Annotated in this window: 16 protein-coding genes; 5 read left to right on the forward strand and 11 right to left on the reverse strand. The window is 69.6% G+C overall.

Annotated features, from left to right (window positions below):
• The first annotated feature begins 313 nt into the window (after window positions 1-313).
• Both VF794_RS16670 and VF794_RS16675 read left to right on the forward strand, forming a co-directional pair.
• Window positions 314-1,876, forward strand: coding sequence for a helix-turn-helix domain-containing protein (locus VF794_RS16670; protein WP_331111554.1), 1,563 nt, complete (start codon window positions 314-316; stop codon window positions 1,874-1,876).
• A gap of 13 nt (window positions 1,877-1,889) precedes the next feature.
• Window positions 1,890-2,759 (forward strand): tetratricopeptide repeat protein, encoded by an 870-nt coding sequence (locus VF794_RS16675; protein ID WP_331111555.1) that lies wholly within the window; start codon window positions 1,890-1,892, stop codon window positions 2,757-2,759.
• Between the two features lies 1 nt (window position 2,760).
• On the opposite strand, the gene VF794_RS16680 is transcribed toward VF794_RS16675, so the two are convergent.
• The 3 genes from VF794_RS16680 to VF794_RS16690 form a co-directional block, all read right to left on the reverse strand.
• On the reverse strand, window positions 2,761-3,183 hold the full coding sequence (locus VF794_RS16680; RefSeq protein WP_331111557.1) for a hypothetical protein: 423 nt from the start codon (window positions 3,181-3,183) through the stop codon (window positions 2,761-2,763).
• Complete coding sequence (locus VF794_RS16685; protein ID WP_331111559.1) at window positions 3,180-3,956, reverse strand: sulfite exporter TauE/SafE family protein; 777 nt, start codon at window positions 3,954-3,956, stop codon at window positions 3,180-3,182. The genes VF794_RS16680 and VF794_RS16685 overlap by 4 nt, the downstream gene beginning before the upstream one ends.
• Window positions 3,957-4,076: 120 nt before the next feature.
• The gene (locus VF794_RS16690) at window positions 4,077-4,970 is read right to left on the reverse strand and encodes a zinc dependent phospholipase C family protein (RefSeq protein WP_331111561.1); all 894 of its coding nucleotides are present in this window, start codon (window positions 4,968-4,970) and stop codon (window positions 4,077-4,079) included.
• 117 nt (window positions 4,971-5,087) lie between these two features.
• Between VF794_RS16690 and VF794_RS16695 the strand changes: the two genes are divergently transcribed.
• On the forward strand, window positions 5,088-6,674 hold the full coding sequence (locus VF794_RS16695; protein ID WP_331111562.1) for a leucyl aminopeptidase: 1,587 nt from the start codon (window positions 5,088-5,090) through the stop codon (window positions 6,672-6,674).
• Window positions 6,675-6,679: 5 nt separating this feature from the next.
• On the opposite strand, the gene VF794_RS16700 is transcribed toward VF794_RS16695, so the two are convergent.
• The 7 genes from VF794_RS16700 to ruvB form a co-directional block, all read right to left on the reverse strand.
• Complete coding sequence (locus VF794_RS16700; protein WP_331111564.1) at window positions 6,680-7,306, reverse strand: hypothetical protein; 627 nt, start codon at window positions 7,304-7,306, stop codon at window positions 6,680-6,682.
• A 94-nt stretch (window positions 7,307-7,400) separates the two neighbouring features.
• Window positions 7,401-8,126 carry an orotidine-5'-phosphate decarboxylase gene (gene pyrF, locus VF794_RS16705; RefSeq protein WP_331111566.1) on the reverse strand — a complete coding sequence of 242 codons (726 nt, stop codon included), beginning with the start codon at window positions 8,124-8,126 and terminating at the stop codon, window positions 7,401-7,403.
• Complete coding sequence (locus VF794_RS16710) at window positions 8,123-9,382, reverse strand: DUF4388 domain-containing protein (protein ID WP_331111568.1); 1,260 nt, start codon at window positions 9,380-9,382, stop codon at window positions 8,123-8,125. The genes pyrF and VF794_RS16710 overlap by 4 nt, the downstream gene beginning before the upstream one ends.
• Window positions 9,383-9,394: 12 nt before the next feature.
• On the reverse strand, window positions 9,395-10,474 hold the full coding sequence (locus tag VF794_RS16715; RefSeq protein ID WP_331111570.1) for a thioredoxin domain-containing protein: 1,080 nt from the start codon (window positions 10,472-10,474) through the stop codon (window positions 9,395-9,397).
• A 54-nt stretch (window positions 10,475-10,528) separates the two neighbouring features.
• Window positions 10,529-11,458: a UDP-3-O-acyl-N-acetylglucosamine deacetylase gene (gene lpxC, locus VF794_RS16720; RefSeq protein WP_331111572.1), complete on the reverse strand. Its 930-nt coding sequence runs from the start codon at window positions 11,456-11,458 to the stop codon at window positions 10,529-10,531.
• 383 nt (window positions 11,459-11,841) lie between these two features.
• On the reverse strand, window positions 11,842-13,335 hold the full coding sequence (locus VF794_RS16725) for a hypothetical protein (RefSeq protein WP_414640917.1): 1,494 nt from the start codon (window positions 13,333-13,335) through the stop codon (window positions 11,842-11,844).
• Window positions 13,329-14,366, reverse strand: coding sequence for a Holliday junction branch migration DNA helicase RuvB (gene ruvB / locus VF794_RS16730; protein ID WP_414640916.1), 1,038 nt, complete (start codon window positions 14,364-14,366; stop codon window positions 13,329-13,331). Before ruvB ends, VF794_RS16725 begins: the two co-directional genes overlap by 7 nt.
• Before the next feature lie 126 nt (window positions 14,367-14,492).
• On the opposite strand from ruvB, the gene VF794_RS16735 reads away from it, so the two are divergent.
• Together VF794_RS16735 and VF794_RS16740 are read left to right on the forward strand one after the other, a co-directional pair.
• Window positions 14,493-15,734 carry a zinc-dependent alcohol dehydrogenase gene (locus tag VF794_RS16735; RefSeq protein ID WP_331111577.1) on the forward strand — a complete coding sequence of 414 codons (1,242 nt, stop codon included), beginning with the start codon at window positions 14,493-14,495 and terminating at the stop codon, window positions 15,732-15,734.
• Entirely contained in the window at window positions 15,731-16,804 is a 1,074-nt protein-coding gene (locus VF794_RS16740; protein ID WP_331111579.1) for a hypothetical protein, read from the forward strand. The genes VF794_RS16735 and VF794_RS16740 overlap by 4 nt, the downstream gene beginning before the upstream one ends.
• Before the next feature lie 18 nt (window positions 16,805-16,822).
• Here the strand turns inward: VF794_RS16740 and VF794_RS16745 are convergent.
• The coding region (locus VF794_RS16745; protein WP_331111581.1) for a nuclease A inhibitor family protein at window positions 16,823-17,336 on the reverse strand (514 nt) is incomplete at its 5' end.

The following is a 17,336-nucleotide window of genomic DNA, read 5'->3' on the forward strand; positions in this document are numbered from 1 at the left end:
CACCGACCAACCCACCGGCGCCTCCAGGGGCCCACCGTGGCGGTTTGAAAGCGCTTGGGTAAACCTTTGACAGCGCTCCCGGGGCATCGCCCTACAAGGTCGCAGGGCAACCTACCAGACCCAGTAAAATCAACAGTTTAAGCACTGGAAAACAGCTCGGGAGAATGTCCGGGGCCCCTCTTCGTTCCCTTGCGTACAAGGGTGGACCCGCCCGAAAACGCTCGTTGCAAATCGGTAAAAGCCTCCGCACAGTGCGCGTGTCGGAGTCAGCGGGTACTTGTGAAATACAAGCATCCGACCGGGACAGGCAGAGATGAACGAGAACGCACTCAACGCGAACGTGGGCCTGAAGCTGCGCGGCCTGCGGCTGGCGCGGAACATCAAGCAGACGGACGCGGCGAAGGACCTGGGGGTCTCCCCGGCGTACCTGAACCTGATCGAGAAGGGCAAGCGCGTCATGCCCTTCCCGCTGCTGTGGAAGGCCCTGCGCTACTTCGAGCAGGATCCCGAGCAGTTCATGTCCACGCTCGGCGAGGGCCGGGTGGACGAGGCGCTCGCGAAGCTCCTGGACGAGCCGCTGCTCAAGAGCCTCGACATCGATCCCGAGTCGCTCCAGAGCCTGTCGGCGGAGCCGAAGCTGGCGGGCACGGTGGCGGCGCTCTTCAACCTCTACAAGAACACGCGCACGCAGCTGGAGAACGTGCTGGCGCAGCTCAACGCGGAGGAGCGGGCGCGCGCCGAGGCGGTGCCGGGCACCTCCGCGGGCTCGGGCCCCGGGCCCCGCTTCGACTACTCGCCCTTCGACGAGGTGAGCGACTTCCTCCAGTCCCACCACAACTACTTCCCCGAGCTGGAGGAGCAGGCCGAGGCCTTGCGGCGCGACTTCAAGCTGGGGCGCCTGCTCACCAGTCCGCAGCTCGTCCCGCTGCTCGAGGAGCGCTTCGGCTACCGGGTGCGCTTCGAGTCCGCGCCCAGTGGCTCCTCGGTGGTGCGCCGGTTGGATCCGGAGACCCAGGAGCTCATCCTCTCGCCGGACCTGACCGAGCAGCCGCTCAAGTTCCAGCTCGCCACGTCCATCGGCCTGATGGTGCTGGACCGGGAGAAGCTGGTGGAGCGCATCGTCGGCGCGATGCGCACGCGGCACGCGGAGACGCAGCGGCTCATCAAGGTGAACCTGGCCAACTACTTCGCCGGCGCGCTGATGCTGCCCTACGGGGACTTCTTCAAGGAGGTGGAGCGCACGCGCTACGACGTGGAGCTGCTCTCCAACCTCTTTGGCACCACGTACGAGACGGTGGCCCACCGGCTGTGCAACCTGTCGGACCCCAAGCGCCGGGGCCTGCCCTTCCACTTCCTGCGCTCGGACATCGCCGGCAACATCTCCAAGCGCTACAGCGGCACGGGCATCAAGTTCGCCACCGGCGGCGGCTCGTGCGGCAAGTGGGCCGTGCACCTGGCCTTCCTCAACCCCTCGCAGCTCACCCGGCAGTACTCGATGATGCCGGACGGCACCTCGTACTTCTGCTTCGCCAAGGTGCAGCTCCAGCCGATCGAAGGCTCCATCGTGCGCGGCTCGGCGTACTCCATCGGCCTGGGCACGCACGCGGAGAACGCCAAGTACCTGGCGTACGGGCTGCCCACCACGGACCTGCGCAAGGACGCGGTGCCCAGCGGCATCTCCTGCCGCTTCTGCGAGCGCACCGACTGCAACCAGCGCTCGGCGGCCAGCTACCGCTTCGCCTTCTCCTTCGACGAATACACGAAGAAGGACTGCTTCTTCTCCCCGCTCCTCGTGCACGAGGCCGGCCGTGGCGAGTCCCGTGCGGAAATGCTGGACAAGCAGGCGCGTCGCCGCAACAAGGGCGAGGAGTCTTGAGCCCCCGCCCATCATGAGCTTGAACGACACCGAACGCGCCCACATCGAAGAAGCCCTGAAGAACCAGCGCAACGCGCTCGCCGTGACGCGCATCACCGGGGATCCCGGTGAGATTGGCCGTGGGCTGGTCCACCTCGCCGAGCTGCACGGCATGCTGGAGGACCACGCCGAGAGCCGCCGTCACTACGAGGAGGCGCTCGGGTGCTTCGAGACGGCCAAGGACAAGTACGGGGAGGCGCAGGTGCACTTCGGCCTGGGGGTGGTGCGCGCCAACTTCGAGGACCACCGGGGCGCCATCGAGCACATCTCCAGGGCCACCTTCCTCTTCAACGAGCTGAAGGATCAGGAGAACGAGGCGCTGTGCCGCGCCGCCATCGGCGAGTCGCTGCGCGCGCTGGGCCATGCGAAGGCCGCCGAGGAGAAGTACCAGGAGGCGCTGCTGCTGTACCGGCAGGCGAAGAACGGGCCGCGCATCGCCCAGCTCCTGCTGGACATCGGCGACATCCGCATGGAGGCCGGTGAGTACGAGGCGGCGCGCAAGCGCTTCTCCGAGGCGATGCCCCTTCTGGAGAAGGAGGGCGATCCCGAGCCGCTGGCGCTGTGCCGGCTGCTGCTGGGCGAGGCCGAGGGCCTGCTGGGCAACCACAACTCGGCGCGTCCGCTCCTGCACTCCGCGGCGGATCTCTACGCGGAGCTGCACGACCACGCCTACGAGGCGCGGGCCCGCTGGGACCTGAGCATCGCGTACACCTTCACCCAGGAGTGGAAGCTGGCGCGCGCGGAGATCGAGGCGGTCATTCCCCTCTTCGAGGAGCAGGGCCGTCAGGACGACGTGGCGAAGGCCCGGAAGGTCCTCGCCCACTTCGACGCGCGCGGGGTGTGAGTCAGGCGTGGAGTCCCGCGCCCACGGCGACGGCGAGCAGTCCCAGCACGCCGGCGGCGTAGAGCGCGTACCGCCACTCTCCGCGAAGGCCCAGGGTGGTGCCGGCCACCACCAGTCGCGCCACGGGCGTCACCAGCAGGGCCGAGGCCGCGCCCTTGCGCAGCACGTCGATGGCCACGTGCACGCGCTCGGAGTCGGGCAGGGCCTCCAGGGCCACCGAGGCGAGGAAGAGCCCTCCGCTGCACAGGGAGCCCACCCGGAGCAGCCGGGAGATCCACTGCTCCCCCGCTTCCGCGTGCCTGCCCTGCGAAACGCCGGGGAGGGCCTGCGGGGGAGGAGCGTTCGCCTCCACCTGAACCGTATTCCTCAGTACCACGGGAGCAGCCCCGGTCGTCACCACGACGGGGGTCGCCGCGCTCGTCATTTCCATAGATTCGGCCACAGTCCCTCCCCACCCTTCCACAGCATCTGGGTCGCCACCAGCAGCAGCACCAGCGCGAACAGCTTCCTCAACACCGCCGTGGGCACGTGCGGCATCACCCGGCAGCCCACCGACGCACCCGCCAACACCCCCACCACCAGCGGCGCCACCAGCGCGAGCTTCACGTGCCCGCGCCAGGCGTAGGCGGCCACGCTCGCCGCCCCCGTCACGCCGATCATCAGGTTGCTGGTGGCGCTGGCCACCTTGAAGGGCACCCCCATGCCGTAGCTCATCAGGGGCACCTTGAGCGGACCGCCGCCCACCCCCAGCAGCGCCGACAGGCCCCCGGCCACGAAGGAGCCGGAGATGCCCAGCGGATAGTTGTGGGGCACGTAGTCCTCCAGCCGCTGCTCCACCGGCGCGCGCGCCAGCAGCATCTGCGCCGACACGTAGAGGGTGAAGAGGCCGAACACCACCGCCACCCAGGCCGGGGCCACGAGGCTCGCCACCAGCCCACCGACGATGGCGCCCATCACCGTGGCCAGCTCCAGCGTCAAACCGAGGCGGATGTCACTCAGCCGACGCTCCACGTAGCTGGCGGCCGCGCCGCAGGAGCTGGCCACCACGCACATGAGGCTCGCGGGGACGGCCTCCTCCAGCGGCACCTGGAAGCCCAGTACCAGCAGGGGCACCAGGATGACACCGCCGCCTACACCCAGCAGCGCGCCCGTCGTACCCGCGAGGATACCGGCGGAAATGAGAAGGAGTACCGTCATACCCACGCAGAGGATAGGAGCGGCCTTGCGGATCGGATAGCCGCATTCCCAGGGGCCCGGGGTGCTCGCCCGGTTGGTCGTCCCACCTTGGGGTGCAAGTTTCCACCCGGTGGGAAACAACTAGGCGGCGCAGGCGCCGATGGTGCCCTCGGGAAACTCTTCCAAGAACCGCGCCCGGGCCCGCGGGGTGAAGATGCCGCGCGTCATGTACGCCAGCAGACGTCGCAACACCCCGCGTGACTGCTCCACCGCGTGCTCCACCTGGGCGGCGAAGTCGAAGGTGTCGTTGCGGTACAGCTCCTGGAAGCTGAGCTGCGAGTAGGCGGGCAGCGTCCGCATCCGCCCCAGGGGGCTGGAGAGGTAGAGCCCCGCCAGGTACAGGCCGCGCACCCACCCGTCCACCTGCTCCTTGGTGGGCGCCTGCTGGAGCGACTCCCGCGAGGCCAGCCGCACCAGCTCGTAGATGCCGCCGCCCACCCCCCTCACCGGGAAGCCCGCGCTCTTGGTGACCTCGAACTTGGAGCGCAACCGCGAGCTGCCCAACAGCTCCACCCCGTGCAGCTCGCGCAGGTAGAAGAGCGTCTGCGTCCATTCAATCTTGCGGTGGGCGACGAGCGCGTGCTCGCCCTGGCGCCGGTGGCGCACCACCAGACTGTCCACGTGGGGGTGGAGGGCGCGATCCAGGGACAGGTGGGTGAAGTAGCCCGCCAGCAGCGCGAGCCCCGCCTCGGTGCCCACCAGCGCGCCGGCGGCCACCAGCTCGGCCATCTTCAGGCCCATGCCCACTGGCGCCTTCTCATGGTACAGGCGGGCGAAGGTGGGCCAGTCCTGCCCGGAGTAGCACGCGCGCAGCCCGCCCCGGACGCCCTCGCACATCGGCAGGTCCGGCAGCGCCGCGCCGAAGCGCGCATAGGCCAGGTCCTCGGACAACGCGCGCACGAAGTCCTCGGGGAGATCCCCGGGGTTGGCGGCCAATCGCTCGATGGCCGTGAGATGGAGCAGCAACGAAGGCATGTGCCGGACGTAGTCACCGTGCCCTGGCAATGCAACGCGGGAATGCTCGACCGTTCTTGCCTGAAACCTTCCGGGCGCTACATTGCGCACCCCTTCTTCCAGGAGTCCCCTTCCCTCATGAACTTCAGCTTCATCTCCGGTGAGGCCGCCCGCGCGAGCGGTGAGCTGCTCGTCATTCCCCTCTTCGAAGGCGAGCTGGGAGACAAGTCGCCCGCGCCGCTGGCGGGTGCCGACAAGGCCCTGGAGGGCAAGCTCGCCGCCGCCGCCACGCAGGAAGGCTTCAAGGGCAAGGGCGAGCAGTCCTTCGTGGTGCACACGCTGGGTCGGCTCGAGACGGAGCGCGTGTTGCTGCTGGGCCTGGGCACGCCCGCCCGCTACACCCCCGAGATCCTCCGTCAGGCGGCCGGCCGTGCCGCGAAGACGGCCCAGCGCCTCAAGGTGCGCACGGTGGTGTTCGCCGTGCCCGAGACGCCGGACGTCGTCGACGCCCTGCGCGCCGTGGTGGAGGGCCTGGAGCTGGGCGCCTACCGCTTCGAGCGCTACAAGTCCTCGGCCAAGGAGGAGAAGAACGCGCCGAAGCTGACCGCGGTGCGGCTGGCCCTCCCCGCGGGGGTGGACAAGACGAAGGAGCACGAGCAGACGGTGGCGCTCGGGCAGCGCGTGGCCGAGGCCACCAACTGGGCGCGGGATCTCGTCAACGAGCCCCCCAACGTCGTCAACCCCGACAGCCTCGCCCGGGCCGCGCAGGAGATGGCGGGCGACGCCGGCCTCAAGGCCACCGTCGTGTGCCGCAAGGAGATCGAGCGGCTGAAGATGGGGATGTTCCTCGGGGTGGCGCAGGGCAGCGCGAACGAGCCGAAGCTCATCCACCTCGAATACACGCCGAAGAACGCCAAGCAGGCCAGGCAGCCCCCGGTGGCGCTGGTGGGCAAGGCCATCACCTTCGACTCGGGCGGCCTGTCGCTCAAGCCCACCGACTCCATGGTGGAGATGAAGACGGACATGGCCGGCTCGGCCGCGGTGCTGGGCGCCATGAAGGTGATCGCCACCCTCAAGCCGCCCTTCCCCGTGCACGCCTTCATCGGCGCCTGCGAGAACATGCCCTCGGGCACCTCGTACCGGCCGAGCGACATCCTCACCGCGCGCTCGGGCAAGACGGTGGAGATCACCAACACGGACGCCGAGGGGCGCCTGGTGCTCGGGGACGTGCTCACCTGGGCGTGCGAGCACAAGCCGGCGGTGGTCATCGACCTGGCCACGCTCACCGGCGCGTGCGTCATCGCCCTGGGCAACTACATCGTGGGCGCCTTCGGCGACCATGACCCGACGGTGTACGACGTGCTGGAGGCGGCGCACACGGCGGGCGAGGAGATGTGGCGCCTGCCGGTGACGGACCTGCAGAAGGACGCGCTGCGCTCGGAGGTGGCGGACATGAAGAATTCCGGCGAGCGCTGGGGTGGCGCCATCAACGCGGCGCTCTTCCTCAAGGAGTTCGTCGGCGAGACGCCGTGGGTGCACCTGGACATCGCCGGCCCGTCCGTGAGCCCCAAGGAGCGGGGCTACCTGGGCAAGGGCGGCACGGGCGTGGGCGTGCGCACGCTGGTCGAGTACGTGCGGCGCCGCGCCCGCATCGAGGGGAGCGAGGCCTCCGAGAGCACCGCCCCCACCTTCAAGCCGTCGCGCGGCGGCCGCTCGAAGGGCTAGAGCCCTCAGGTCTGCTCGGGGATCTCCAACGGACGGACGCTCTCGAAGAGGGCGTTCACCGTGTCGGCCACATCGGACGGAGCCTCCGTCGGCCAGGTGGCCAGCATCATGAAGACGCGGCCGCGGCTGCCATCGCGCACCATGACCCGGCCGCGCACGTTGTCGCCCACCGCGAAGAAGAAGCCCACGGCGCTGTCGGACATGGGCAGCGGCTCGGGATCACTGGTTTCGAAGCCGGGCTGGCTGCGCAGGCCCATCGTCAGGCGCTCGGCGAACTGGAGCGGCGAGGCCACGGCCGGTGCCACCTGGAGCACCACCTGCGCGCCGCTGGTGCTGTGGCGCAGCACCACGGGGATGGCGAGCCCCTCGGGCGTCTGCTCTCCCGACTCATCCAGCAGCCAATCCCCGCCGGGCTGGAGCAGCTCGAAGCCCAGGGCCTGGTCCACGTAGCGTCGGGGACCGGACTCCTCCTGGCCCATGGACTCCTCGTGGCCCATCATGGACTGCTCCTGGGCCACGGGGCCGGAGCCACCGATGCCCGGGTCGGACGAGTCCTTCACCGCCTGCTTCGACGCGCTGCACGCCGTGCACAGCACCAGCAGGCCCCACCCCAACAACCGCCTTGCGTCCATGTGTTCTCCCCCGACCAGATGGCCTTGAGAGGGCAAGGTGGGGACGGAGCGGAGGAGCGGCCAGGGGATCCCCGCGTGTGAGCGGGCGCCGCTGTCAGGCGGTGGAAACTTCCTCCGCGATGGAACGCGCGGCGGACAGCGGATCAGCGGCGGTGTGGATGGGGCGACCCACCACCAGCAGGTCCGCACCCGCACGCACCGCGAAGGCGGGCGTCTCGGCGCGGCTCTGGTCTCCCCTGGCCGCGCCCGCGGGACGGATGCCCGGGGTGCAGAGGAAGGGCGAGGGGCCGAGCTCGCGGCGGAAGGCCTCGGCCTCGCGGGGCGAGCACACCAGCCCGTCCACGCCCGCGCGCACGGCCAGCCGCGCCAGCCGTAGCGCCGCCTCCTCGGGAGCACCGGACAGGCCCACCGAGGCCACGTCCTCGGCGGACATGGAGGTGAGCACCGTCACCGCGAGCACCCTGGGCGCCGCGTGGCCCTTGGAGAGGGCGCCCTCGCGCACGCCCTTCACGGCGGCCTTCAGCATGGCCTCGCCCCCGGCGGCGTGCACGGTGAGCAGCGCCACGCCGAGCGCCCCGGCACGAGCGGCCGCCAGCTCCACGGTGTTGGGGATGTCGTGCAGCTTCAGGTCGAGGAACACCTTCGCGCCCAGCTTCTGGAAGGCGGCGACGGCGGCCGGGCCGTGCTCGACGAAGAGGGAGAGGCCCACCTTGGCGTAGGCCACGTGGGGGGCCACCTGCTGGTAGAGCCGCAGCCCCTCGTCCAGCGGCAGATCGGCGGCGAGCGCGAGCCGGGCCCGTGCCTGGGAGGTGTCCGTCACGAGAGTCCCTCCTGGAGGTCCCGATAGCTGCGGTAGAGCCGCTCGGACATCTCACCCGGCAGCACGTTGCGCGCGGTGAAGAGCGCGTAGGAGACGAAGGCGTCGAGCGCCTCGAGCGTCATGGCGCGGGCCAGCGCCTCGCCGCCGGTGGAGACATTCTGGCGGATGCGCGCCACGTCCACCCGGCCGTCCGGGCCGAGCGTCACGCCGTCATAGGCGGTCTCCAGGCCGGGATGGGGCGACTCGAGGAAGCCGCGCAGCAGGTCCGGGTTGGAGCCCGCGAGGCGGATGGCGGTGTGAATCTGGGCGAGCAGCGCGTTGAAGCGCTCCTCGGGGCTGAGGGGCGCCACGGAGGGCGGCGGGACCACGAAGGAGCCGGAGGGCCGCCGGGGCGGGGCCGGGGTGGACGACGTCTGCTGGAGGATGAGCGCGCCGTCGCGCGAGCGCTCCTCCACCCAGGTGAGGAAGGAGAAGAGGCTGCCCTCCCAGAAGGAGCGCAGCACGCCCAGGGTGGTGCCGGTGGCCGCGCGGCCCAGGAGGGCCTCCTCGCCGGGAGGCGGAGCCTCGGGGCCCGCCACCACGGGGGTGTCGTCGGGAAAGCGCCGACGCAGTCGCGCCGTGGCCTCGCCGCGTTTGATGCCCTGGAGGACGAGGTCCTTGGTGCGCTCCTGGAGCTTCACCGCGTCCCCTTCGGGGGGGCGCCCCTCGAGGAAGAGGAAGCTGCCCTCCGTCATCTCGAAGAGGTTGAGCACCACCTCGCGCACCAGGTACGTCATGGCGCTGTAGAGGTTGGCCTCGGAGAGGAAGCCCTCGCGGGTGAGCACGGCGCCGATGCGCAGGGTGGGCGTCACCTTGGCGAGCGCCTGGTAGAGCTGCTCGGGGGTGATGAGGCCCAGCTGCACCACGACGGCGCCGAGCCGCTCGTGGTGCACGCTGGAGACGGCGAAGATGGGCTGCCCGTCGCGGAAGGAGACGCTGCGCTGCACGTCGCCGTGCTGGACGATGAGCTGGCCACTGCGGATGCCCGAGACGACGTGGCTGAACACCTCGTCGATGGACAGCGAGCCCAGGCTGCCAGCGAAGAAGCCGCTGAAGGCGGAGGGCTCCCGCAACAACACCATCCCCTCGGGCGCGTGGAAGTGCGCCGCGAGGGGACGGTTGGGGGAGAGGCCGGCGGCGAGTGGGCGCTCCAACTCGAGCGCGCTCGGCTCACCGCTCAGCCCCAACCGAGGCGTGGCCTTGGGACGTATCGCCACGCGCGGAGGCTCCTACTTCTTGGCCTTCAGCTCGGCGTCGATGATGCTCTTGAACTCCTCGGCGGGCTGGGCGCCCGACAGGAGGATGCCGTTGATGAAGAAGGCCGGCGTGCCGTTGACGCCCACCTTCTGACCGTCGGCCATGTCGGCCGCCACGGTCCCGGCCTTCTCACCGGAGTCCAGGCACTTGTCGAACCTGGCGGCGTCCAGGCCCACCTTCTTGGCGTGGTCCTTGAGCTGGGCCACCTCGAGCGCCTGCTGATTGGCGAAGAGCGTGTCGTGGTACTCCCAGAACTTGCCCTGGTCCGCGGCGCACAGCGAGGCCTCGGCGGCCTTGGGCGCCTGCTTGTGGAAGTCCAGCGGGTACTGGCGGAACACCAGGCGGATCTGGTTCGGGTAGGCCGCGAGCACCTCGTCCACCGTCTTGATGGCCTTGCTGCAGAACGGGCACTGGAAGTCGCTGAACTCCACGATGGTGATGGGCGCGTTCTCGGGGCCCTTCGACGGGCCGGTGGCCGCCACTTCCTTGCGCTCCACGGGGGCGCGCGGGGGCTCGGGCAGGGTGATCTGCACGTTGTTGTTCTTCTTCAGCTCGGCGAAGAACTCGCGCGCACGCTCCTGCTTCTTGGAGCCGGTGAGGAAGTCGACGATCTGCGGCTTGACCTGCTCGAAGGTCGTGCCCGGGGGCAGCCGCTCCTTCGCCTCGTCATACAGCTTCCTGATCTCCGCCTCGGGCGGCTGGGGGATCTTGTCGTCCACCTCGGCCTTGATGAGCTGCTCCTCGGTCAGGTTGCGCTTCTTGGCCTCGGCCTGCACGAGCCGCTCGGTGACGAAGCCCTCCAGGCCCTGCTTGCGCAGCTGGTTCTTCTGCTTCTCCAGGTTGGCCAGCGGCTCCTTGATGCGCTCGTTGAGCTCACCGAAGGTGATCTTCTGTCCGTCCCCGTAGGTGGCGACGACCGTGTCCGGCGCGGGCTCGGCCGAGGTGGCGGTCGGGGTGGGGGCCGTCGCCGGGGCCTTCTCCTTGTTGCAGCCGGCGAAGAGGGAGACCGCCAGCAGCGCGGTCAGAATGGTGGAAGTAGAACGCATGTGCATGGGTAAGGGTCCTTAATCGAGAAAACCCCGCCCCCGCAAAGAAATTTCCGAGCCTCAGGCCACCAGCGGCTCGAGGGCCATGTCCCGCAGGCGCAGCTCGGGCAATTCCATGTGCCTGCGGGCCGGGACGATCTCGTAGCTGCTGGGATCGGCCAGCACGGCCTTCACCAGCTTCTGGTTGAGCGCGTGCCCCGTCTTGAAGGCCTTGAGGTGGCCCACCACCGGGCGGCCGAAGAGGGAGATGTCCCCCACCGCGTCGAGGATCTTGTGGCGCACGAACTCGTCCGGGAAGCGCAGGCCGTCCGGGTTGAGGATGGAGAACTCGTCCACGACGATGGCGTTGTCCAGCGAGCCACCCCGGGCCAGGCCCATCTTCTTGAGCATCTCCACGTCGCGCAGGAAGCCGAAGGTGCGCGCGCGGGAGATCTCCCGGTGGAAGCACCGGTCGGAGAACTCCAGGTCGAAGGCCTGCTCGGTGATGAGCGGGTGCTTGAAGTCGATGGTGCAGGAGATGCGGAAGCGGTTGGCGGGAGACAGGCTGGCCTCCTTGTCACCATCCACCACGGAGACCGTCTTCTTGATGACGAGCAGGCGGCGGGGCTCCTCCTGGTCGCGCGTGCCCGCCTCGGCGATGAGGGCGGCGAAGGGCGCGGCGCTGCCATCCATGATGGGCACCTCGGGGCCGTCCAGCTCCACACGCACGTTGTCCAGCCCCATGCCGGCCAGGGCCGCCATCAGGTGCTCGATGGTGCTCACCTTGACGCCGTCCTTGCCCAGGGTGGTGGCCAGCGAGGTGTCCACCACGTACTCCGTCAGCGCGGGGATGGACACCGGGCGCGGCGTGTCCGTGCGCACGAAGACGATGCCGTGGTTCACCGGCGCGGGCAGCAGCGAGAGGTTCACCGGCGCCCCGGAATGGAGGCCCACGCCCTGGCAACGGACGGGCTGCGAGAGGGTGCGCTGGCTGTAGGAGTTGGAAGGCATGATCGGTGTCGCCTCTTCGATACGGGTACTTCAGTGTTCACTGCCCATCTGACGCGCCGCGTATCGATGCAAGCCACACGCCACGAAGCCCTCGTGGAAGGTGGGTGCCCGCGGGGCCCCCTCCGAACCCAAGTGCATGGATTCACTGGGTTCTTTCATGGACTTGCTGGGGTCACCGAAGCAGCCGGTGGCCCATCCCCCCTCGACTCGCTGTGCACCTACCCCGTCACCGTGACAAATGTGTCAGAACTTCCACACGCCGATTCCCCTCAAGCCGCGTCATGACGCGACCTGATAACGCAAGCGGATGCCCAGAATCAAACGATTGAGGGGGGAAAGCGTGACAACTGGAGACTTTACAGTGCCGGGTATCCGACACCGTCTCAGCGTGTAGCAGCGAGGAAGCGGTCCCGGAGCAGCTCGGCCTCGGTCCGGTCGAAGGTGAAGCCCCGGAGCTGGGCCCGCCGACTGACGGCCGCGAAGGTGTTCTCCAACACCATGGAGAAGGCGCGCAGGTCCTCGATGAGGCGGGTGCGCATGGCGGGGCCCTCGGGCGGCCAGGGCAGCTCGGTGAGGAGCGCGCTGAAGCGGTCGAAGGCCTCGTAGTCCACGTAGCGCAGCAGCTGGTAGCTGCCGTCCTGGAAGTAGCCGAGGAAGGCCACGATGCTGGAGATGACGGCCTCGGTGGAGACCATGTCGTCGTTGCGCAGGTGGCCCTCGGCGGCGCGGCACAACTGGGAGAAGACCCAGAGGTCCTTGCGCAGCCGCTCGGCGGACTCCATGGGCGCGGTGAGCTGCTCGAAGGGGGCCTCGCCGGAGGCGGAGCCCGGGGCGAGCGCCTCGGTGAGGGCCACCACCTGGTTCTGGAAGAGCTGGGTGAAGGCGTAGGAGGCGCGGGCGGCGGCGGCGCGGTCCCGGTCGAGTTCCACGAGGATGTCGCGGGCGATGCGCTCCGTCTCGCGGGCGATGTCGCGGGCGGCGCGCAGGCACGCGGCCTGGAGGGGCTTGGGGCCGGCCTTGGGGGCCAGCTCGTTCTTCAGGAAGCCCACGAGGCTCAGCGCCTCGCTGCGCACCAGCCCGAGCAGCACGCGCACGCGCCGGGGGATGGGGCCCTGCGCGTCCTGGCTCACGTAGGCCAGGCAGTGCAGGAGGCGGAAGAGGGCCAGGTAGGCGGTGGTGTAGAGGGGCCGGGTCTCCTGCGGCACCGTGGCCAGCAGCGTCAGCAGCCGCACGGAGCGCAGCCGGTCGTACTCCAGGCGGAACTCGTGCAGGTGGAAGGGCCGGAAGAAGCGGTTGAGGACGATCTCCCGCAGGACGAGGTTGCCCACGTCGTTGAAGAGGTTCAGCCCGCACACCGGCAACTGGAGCAGGTGGTCGATGAGGTTGCGCAGCGACTCGAAGGACTGGCGCAGGACGAAGAGGCTCTCCTGGGGCGTCTCCTGGACCAGCTCGCCCTCGATGCGCGAGCGGCGCGTCCGGTCATCGGCGAGCTGCGTCTCCACGTAGCGGCGGAACTGGAGCTTCTGGGTGGAGTCGGGGTCCAACAGGGTCCGCGCCAGGCGGATGGCCTGACTGAGGGTGGCGCGGATGTCCTTGAGCTCCTCGCGGAAGTCGCGGGTGACGAGCGGCTGCTCCTGGGCGTCGAGGACACCGTTGTCGTGCAGCTGGACGTAACGCTCCACGCTGCGCAGCAACATCTCGAACTCGAAGAGGAGCTCCTCGCGGGCCTCCACGGGCAGGGCGCGCAGCCAGCGCTCGCGCTCGGCGAGGAAACCGGCATGGGTGCCCTGCGAGGCCCGGATGAGATCCGCGTAGAAGTCACGGGGGACGCGGGACGTGCGAGTGGGCTGGACGGCGGTCGCGGTGGTGCTCACCAGAGGGACCCCTGCGCCGCGGGGGGCGCCTTCTTGTTGAAGTAGGTGTACGCCAGGTGCGTGGCCATGCGGCCCCGCGGCGTGCGCTGGAGGAAGCCTTCCTGGAGGAGGTAGGGCTCGTACACGTCCTCGATGGTATCGCGTTGCTCGCCCACCGCGGCGGCGATCGTCTCCACGCCCACCGGACCCCCACCGAACTTGTCGATGATGGTGAGGAGGATCTTCCGGTCCATGGCGTCCAGGCCGGAGGCGTCCACGCCCAGCCGGGTCAGCGCATCGGAGGCCAGCTCCAGGGTGATGCTGCCGTCGCCCTCGACCTGGGCGAAGTCGCGCAGCCGGCGCAGCAGCCGGTTGGCGATACGGGGGGTGCCGCGGGCGCGGGTGGCGATCTCCTTGGCCCCCTCGCGCTCCAGCTTCACCCCGAGGATGCGTGCCGAGCGGGTGAGGATCTGCTCCAGGTGCTTGGGCTCGTAGTACTCGAGCCGCTCTTGAATCTGGAAGCGGTCGCGCAGCGGCGAGGTGAGCAGGCCCGTGCGGGTGGTGGCGCCGATGAGGGTGAAGGGCGGCAGGTCGATCTTCATCGCCCGGGCGGCGGGGCCGGTGTCGATGGTGATGTCCAGCCGGAAGTCCTCCATGGCCGGGTAGAGGTACTCCTCGATGGCGGCGTTGAGGCGGTGGACCTCGTCGATGAAGAGGATGTCGCGCTCGTTGAGGTTGGTGAGCAGCCCGGCCAGGTCGCCCTTGCGCTCGAGCGCGGGGCCGCTGGTGACGTGGATGCCCACGCCCAGCTCGGTGGCCATGAGGTAGGCGAGGGACGTCTTGCCCAGGCCCGGGGGCCCGGAGAAGAGGCAGTGGTCGAGCGACTCGCCGCGGCTCTTCGCCGCCTGCACGTACACCTTGAGCTTCTCGACGACGGCACCCTGGCCCACGTACTCGTCGAAGGTGCGCGGCCGGAGGGAGGCCTCGACCCGGACCTCGTCGTTGAGCGCGTCCCCGGACAGCGTGTCGTCGGATTTCCGCTTCGCCTTCGCCATACCCATCTACCCTCGAAAACCGCTGGGCCCACCCTACCAGAACGGCCCCCGTGTCGCGGCTCCTCTCGCGACGGTAGACTCCCGCGCGCCAGCTGGCAGCCCGTCTGCCCAGGGAGCGTGCCTGTCGTGAAGGGACTCGTCTTCGAACTGTCCATCCCCAAGTACGTCCTCGCCAAGGGGATTGGGGGGATGTACCCCAAGGTGCACTATGGGCATGGGAGCTGCCTGTCCCTGCGTGAGCTGGCCTCCCCCACCCTGCCCGGCCCGGACTGGGTGCGCCTGCGCCCGCTGCTGGCGGGGCTGTGCGGCTCGGACATGGGGACGCTCTTCTTCAAGATGAGCCCCCAGAACGAGCCCTTCAACAGCTTCCCCGCGGTGCTGGGCCACGAGGTGCTCGCCGAGGTGGTGGAGCTGGGGCCCCGGGCGCGAGGCGTGGAGGTGGGACAGAAGGTGGCGGTCAATCCGCTGCTGCCCTGCCGCCTGCGGGGCATCCAGCCACCATGCCGTCCGTGCGCGTCCGGCCAGGAGAACGGCTGCGAGCGCACCGCCGAGGGCTGTCTCGCCCCGGGGCAGATGATCGGCTTCCAGAAGGACCTGCCCGGGGGGATGGGGACGGAGATGGTGGCGCACCCCTCGCAGCTCCACCCGCTGCCGGAAGGGGTGGGAGACGAGGCGGGGGTGCTGGTGGAGCCGCTGGCGGTGAGCCTGCACGCCGTCCTGAAGGTGCCGCTGAAGGACGAGGACCGGGTGCTGGTGATTGGAGGGGGGCCGGTGGCCTTCGCGTGCCTGTGGGCCATTCGCGCGCTGGGCTCGCGCTGCCACGTGACGCTGTTGGCGGCCGAGGAGTACCAGCTGAAGCTGGCCAGGCAGCTCGGGGCGGACGAGGCCTTCCGGGTGATGAGGGACGACAAGGCCGAGGCCGAGGAGGTGGCGCGGCGCACGGGGGCGAAGGTGTACCGCCCCATCCTCGGCCCGCCGGCGCTCATGGGGGGCTTCGAGGTGACGTTCGATTGCATCGGCAGCGCGGCCTCGGTGCAGGACGCGCTGCGCTACACGCGCTCGCTGGGGAAGGTGGTGCTGGTGGGGGCGGCGGGCATCCTGAAGCGTGTGGACTGGACGACGGTGTGGCGCAACGAGCTGACGCTGCTCGGCTCCTACGTGTATGGACCGGAGAGCTTCCGGGGCGAGCGCAAGCACACCTTCGACCTGGTGCTGGAGCTGCTCGCCCACCGGGAGGGCCCGGATCCCAGTGGGCTCGTCACACATACCTTTCCGCTCGCGCGCTACCAGGAGGCCATCGAGGCCAACCTCGCGCGGGGCCGCTACCAGTCGGTGAAGACCGCCTTCGACCTCAGGGTGAACCCATGACTCCGTCCTTCCGACCCCTCCCCTTCCTCGCCGAGGCCCGCGCCGAGCCGGTGTCAGGGCTGCGCTTGCAGAAGCTCCGCCGTGCCGCCCAGGAGGCGCGAGACATCTTCACGGCCGATGGGCCGGTGGCGGCGGTGGCCACGTGCGACCTCGTCACATTCCCCTACCCATCGCTGTTCGCCTTCAGCGGAGGGGCGCTGTCTCCGGCGCCCTACGTGATGATGACGAACCGGATGCAGGTGGTGCAGTACCAGGAGGACGGGGTGACGCGCACGCTGCTCTTCAACCCGAGCGACTACGAGCGCGGCCAGGCGGTACCCTTCTACAAGGGCCTGCGGGAGAAGTACGGCGACTTCGTCTCAGACAAGCTGATGAGCCGGAGGCACGGGACGGTGCAGAGCCACCTGGCGGCGCAGGGGCTGCTGCCCGCGGACGTGGACTACATCGCGTTCGACCACCTGCACGTGCAGGACGTGAGGCGGTGGCTGGGCGGGGACGGGGAGCCGGCGTACTTCCCTCGGGCGAAACTGCTGGTGCAGCGGGCCGAGTGGGAGTCGGTGAAGAACCTGCACCCGCTGGAGAAGGTCTGGTACGTGCCGGGCGGGACGGACGGGGTGCCGGAGGAGCGGGTGGTGCTGCTGGACGGGGACGTGTGGCTGGGCCGAGGGGCGGCCATCCTGTCGACGCCGGGGCACACGATGGGGAACATGTCGCTGGCGGTGGCCACGGACAAGGAGGTGTTCGTGGTGAGCGAGAACGGGGTGGCGACGGAGAGCTACACGCCGCTCCAGTCGAGCATCCCCGGGCTGCGGGCCTACGCCGAGCAGATGGGCTGGGAGGTGGTGCTCAACGGCAACACCCGCGAGAGCTCGCTGGAGCAGTACTCGTCGATGATTGTCGAGAAGGTGTTCGCGGGCCCCTCGCGCGTGGAGGGGGCCTTCGTGAACTTCCACCCGTCGTCACTGCTGAGGGGCTCGCTGGTGGCTCCGGGGCTGGCACCGACCATCACCCTGCCCGCCCCGAACCACGGGGACATCCGCCCGACGACGGCCGCGCGCCGGGCCGCCTGACCTGCGAAAGGCCCGGGCTCAAGTCTCGATGGCTCCGGTGAGGACGCCGGCCAGTGCGCCCTCCTCCGTGCGACCCACGATGAAAATGGAGACCTGGCCGGAGACGTCCGTGCGACCGGGCTCGCCGAAACGGATGACCGTCAGGTCCTCCAGGTCGCGCTCCAGCACCCGCTGGAGCTGGCGCAGCCGGCGTGCTGTCTCGCGCGACGCGGGGTCCGCCGGATCCAGGTTGCCGATGATGCGGGCGAAGAACGCGTCCGCGTCCACCACTTCGAAGGGCCGTCCCGCCAGCGGCGCCAGCGGCGGGTTGTTCGGGACGAAGAGGTCCGTCCGCCCGTCGTGCTCGTCGGAAAGGAAGGAGACCACCGCTTCGGGCGTGACGTCCGTCACGCCCGCGTCCGCATCGGCGACGAAGATGAAGCGGGCATCACTCTCACTGAGGAACAGCAGGCCCTCGGTGATCCGTTCCACCTGCCGCTGAAGTCGCGCCAGCTCACGCTCCTGTCTCGGCGTGGCCACCGCCTGTTCCACG

The sequence above is a fragment of the Archangium sp. genome, assembly GCF_036389735.1.
Taxonomy (GTDB): domain Bacteria; phylum Myxococcota; class Myxococcia; order Myxococcales; family Myxococcaceae; genus Archangium.

Bases quoted from the DNA above. Each gene is read 5' to 3' on its own strand.
- VF794_RS16715 (WP_331111570.1), bottom strand. From the start codon at position 10,474: ATGCACATGCGTTCTACTTCCACCATTCTGACCGCGCTGCTGGCGGTC.
- VF794_RS16700 (WP_331111564.1), bottom strand. From the start codon at position 7,306: ATGGACGCAAGGCGGTTGTTGGGGTGGGGCCTGCTGGTGCTGTGCACG.
- VF794_RS16690 (WP_331111561.1), bottom strand. From the start codon at position 4,970: ATGCCTTCGTTGCTGCTCCATCTCACGGCCATCGAGCGATTGGCCGCC.
- VF794_RS16680 (WP_331111557.1), bottom strand. From the start codon at position 3,183: ATGACGAGCGCGGCGACCCCCGTCGTGGTGACGACCGGGGCTGCTCCC.
- VF794_RS16670 (WP_331111554.1), top strand. From the start codon at position 314: ATGAACGAGAACGCACTCAACGCGAACGTGGGCCTGAAGCTGCGCGGC.
- VF794_RS16685 (WP_331111559.1), bottom strand. From the start codon at position 3,956: ATGACGGTACTCCTTCTCATTTCCGCCGGTATCCTCGCGGGTACGACG.
- VF794_RS16740 (WP_331111579.1), top strand. From the start codon at position 15,731: ATGACTCCGTCCTTCCGACCCCTCCCCTTCCTCGCCGAGGCCCGCGCC.
- lpxC (WP_331111572.1), bottom strand. From the start codon at position 11,458: ATGCCTTCCAACTCCTACAGCCAGCGCACCCTCTCGCAGCCCGTCCGT.
- ruvB (WP_414640916.1), bottom strand. From the start codon at position 14,366: ATGGCGAAGGCGAAGCGGAAATCCGACGACACGCTGTCCGGGGACGCG.
- VF794_RS16675 (WP_331111555.1), top strand. From the start codon at position 1,890: ATGAGCTTGAACGACACCGAACGCGCCCACATCGAAGAAGCCCTGAAG.
- VF794_RS16695 (WP_331111562.1), top strand. From the start codon at position 5,088: ATGAACTTCAGCTTCATCTCCGGTGAGGCCGCCCGCGCGAGCGGTGAG.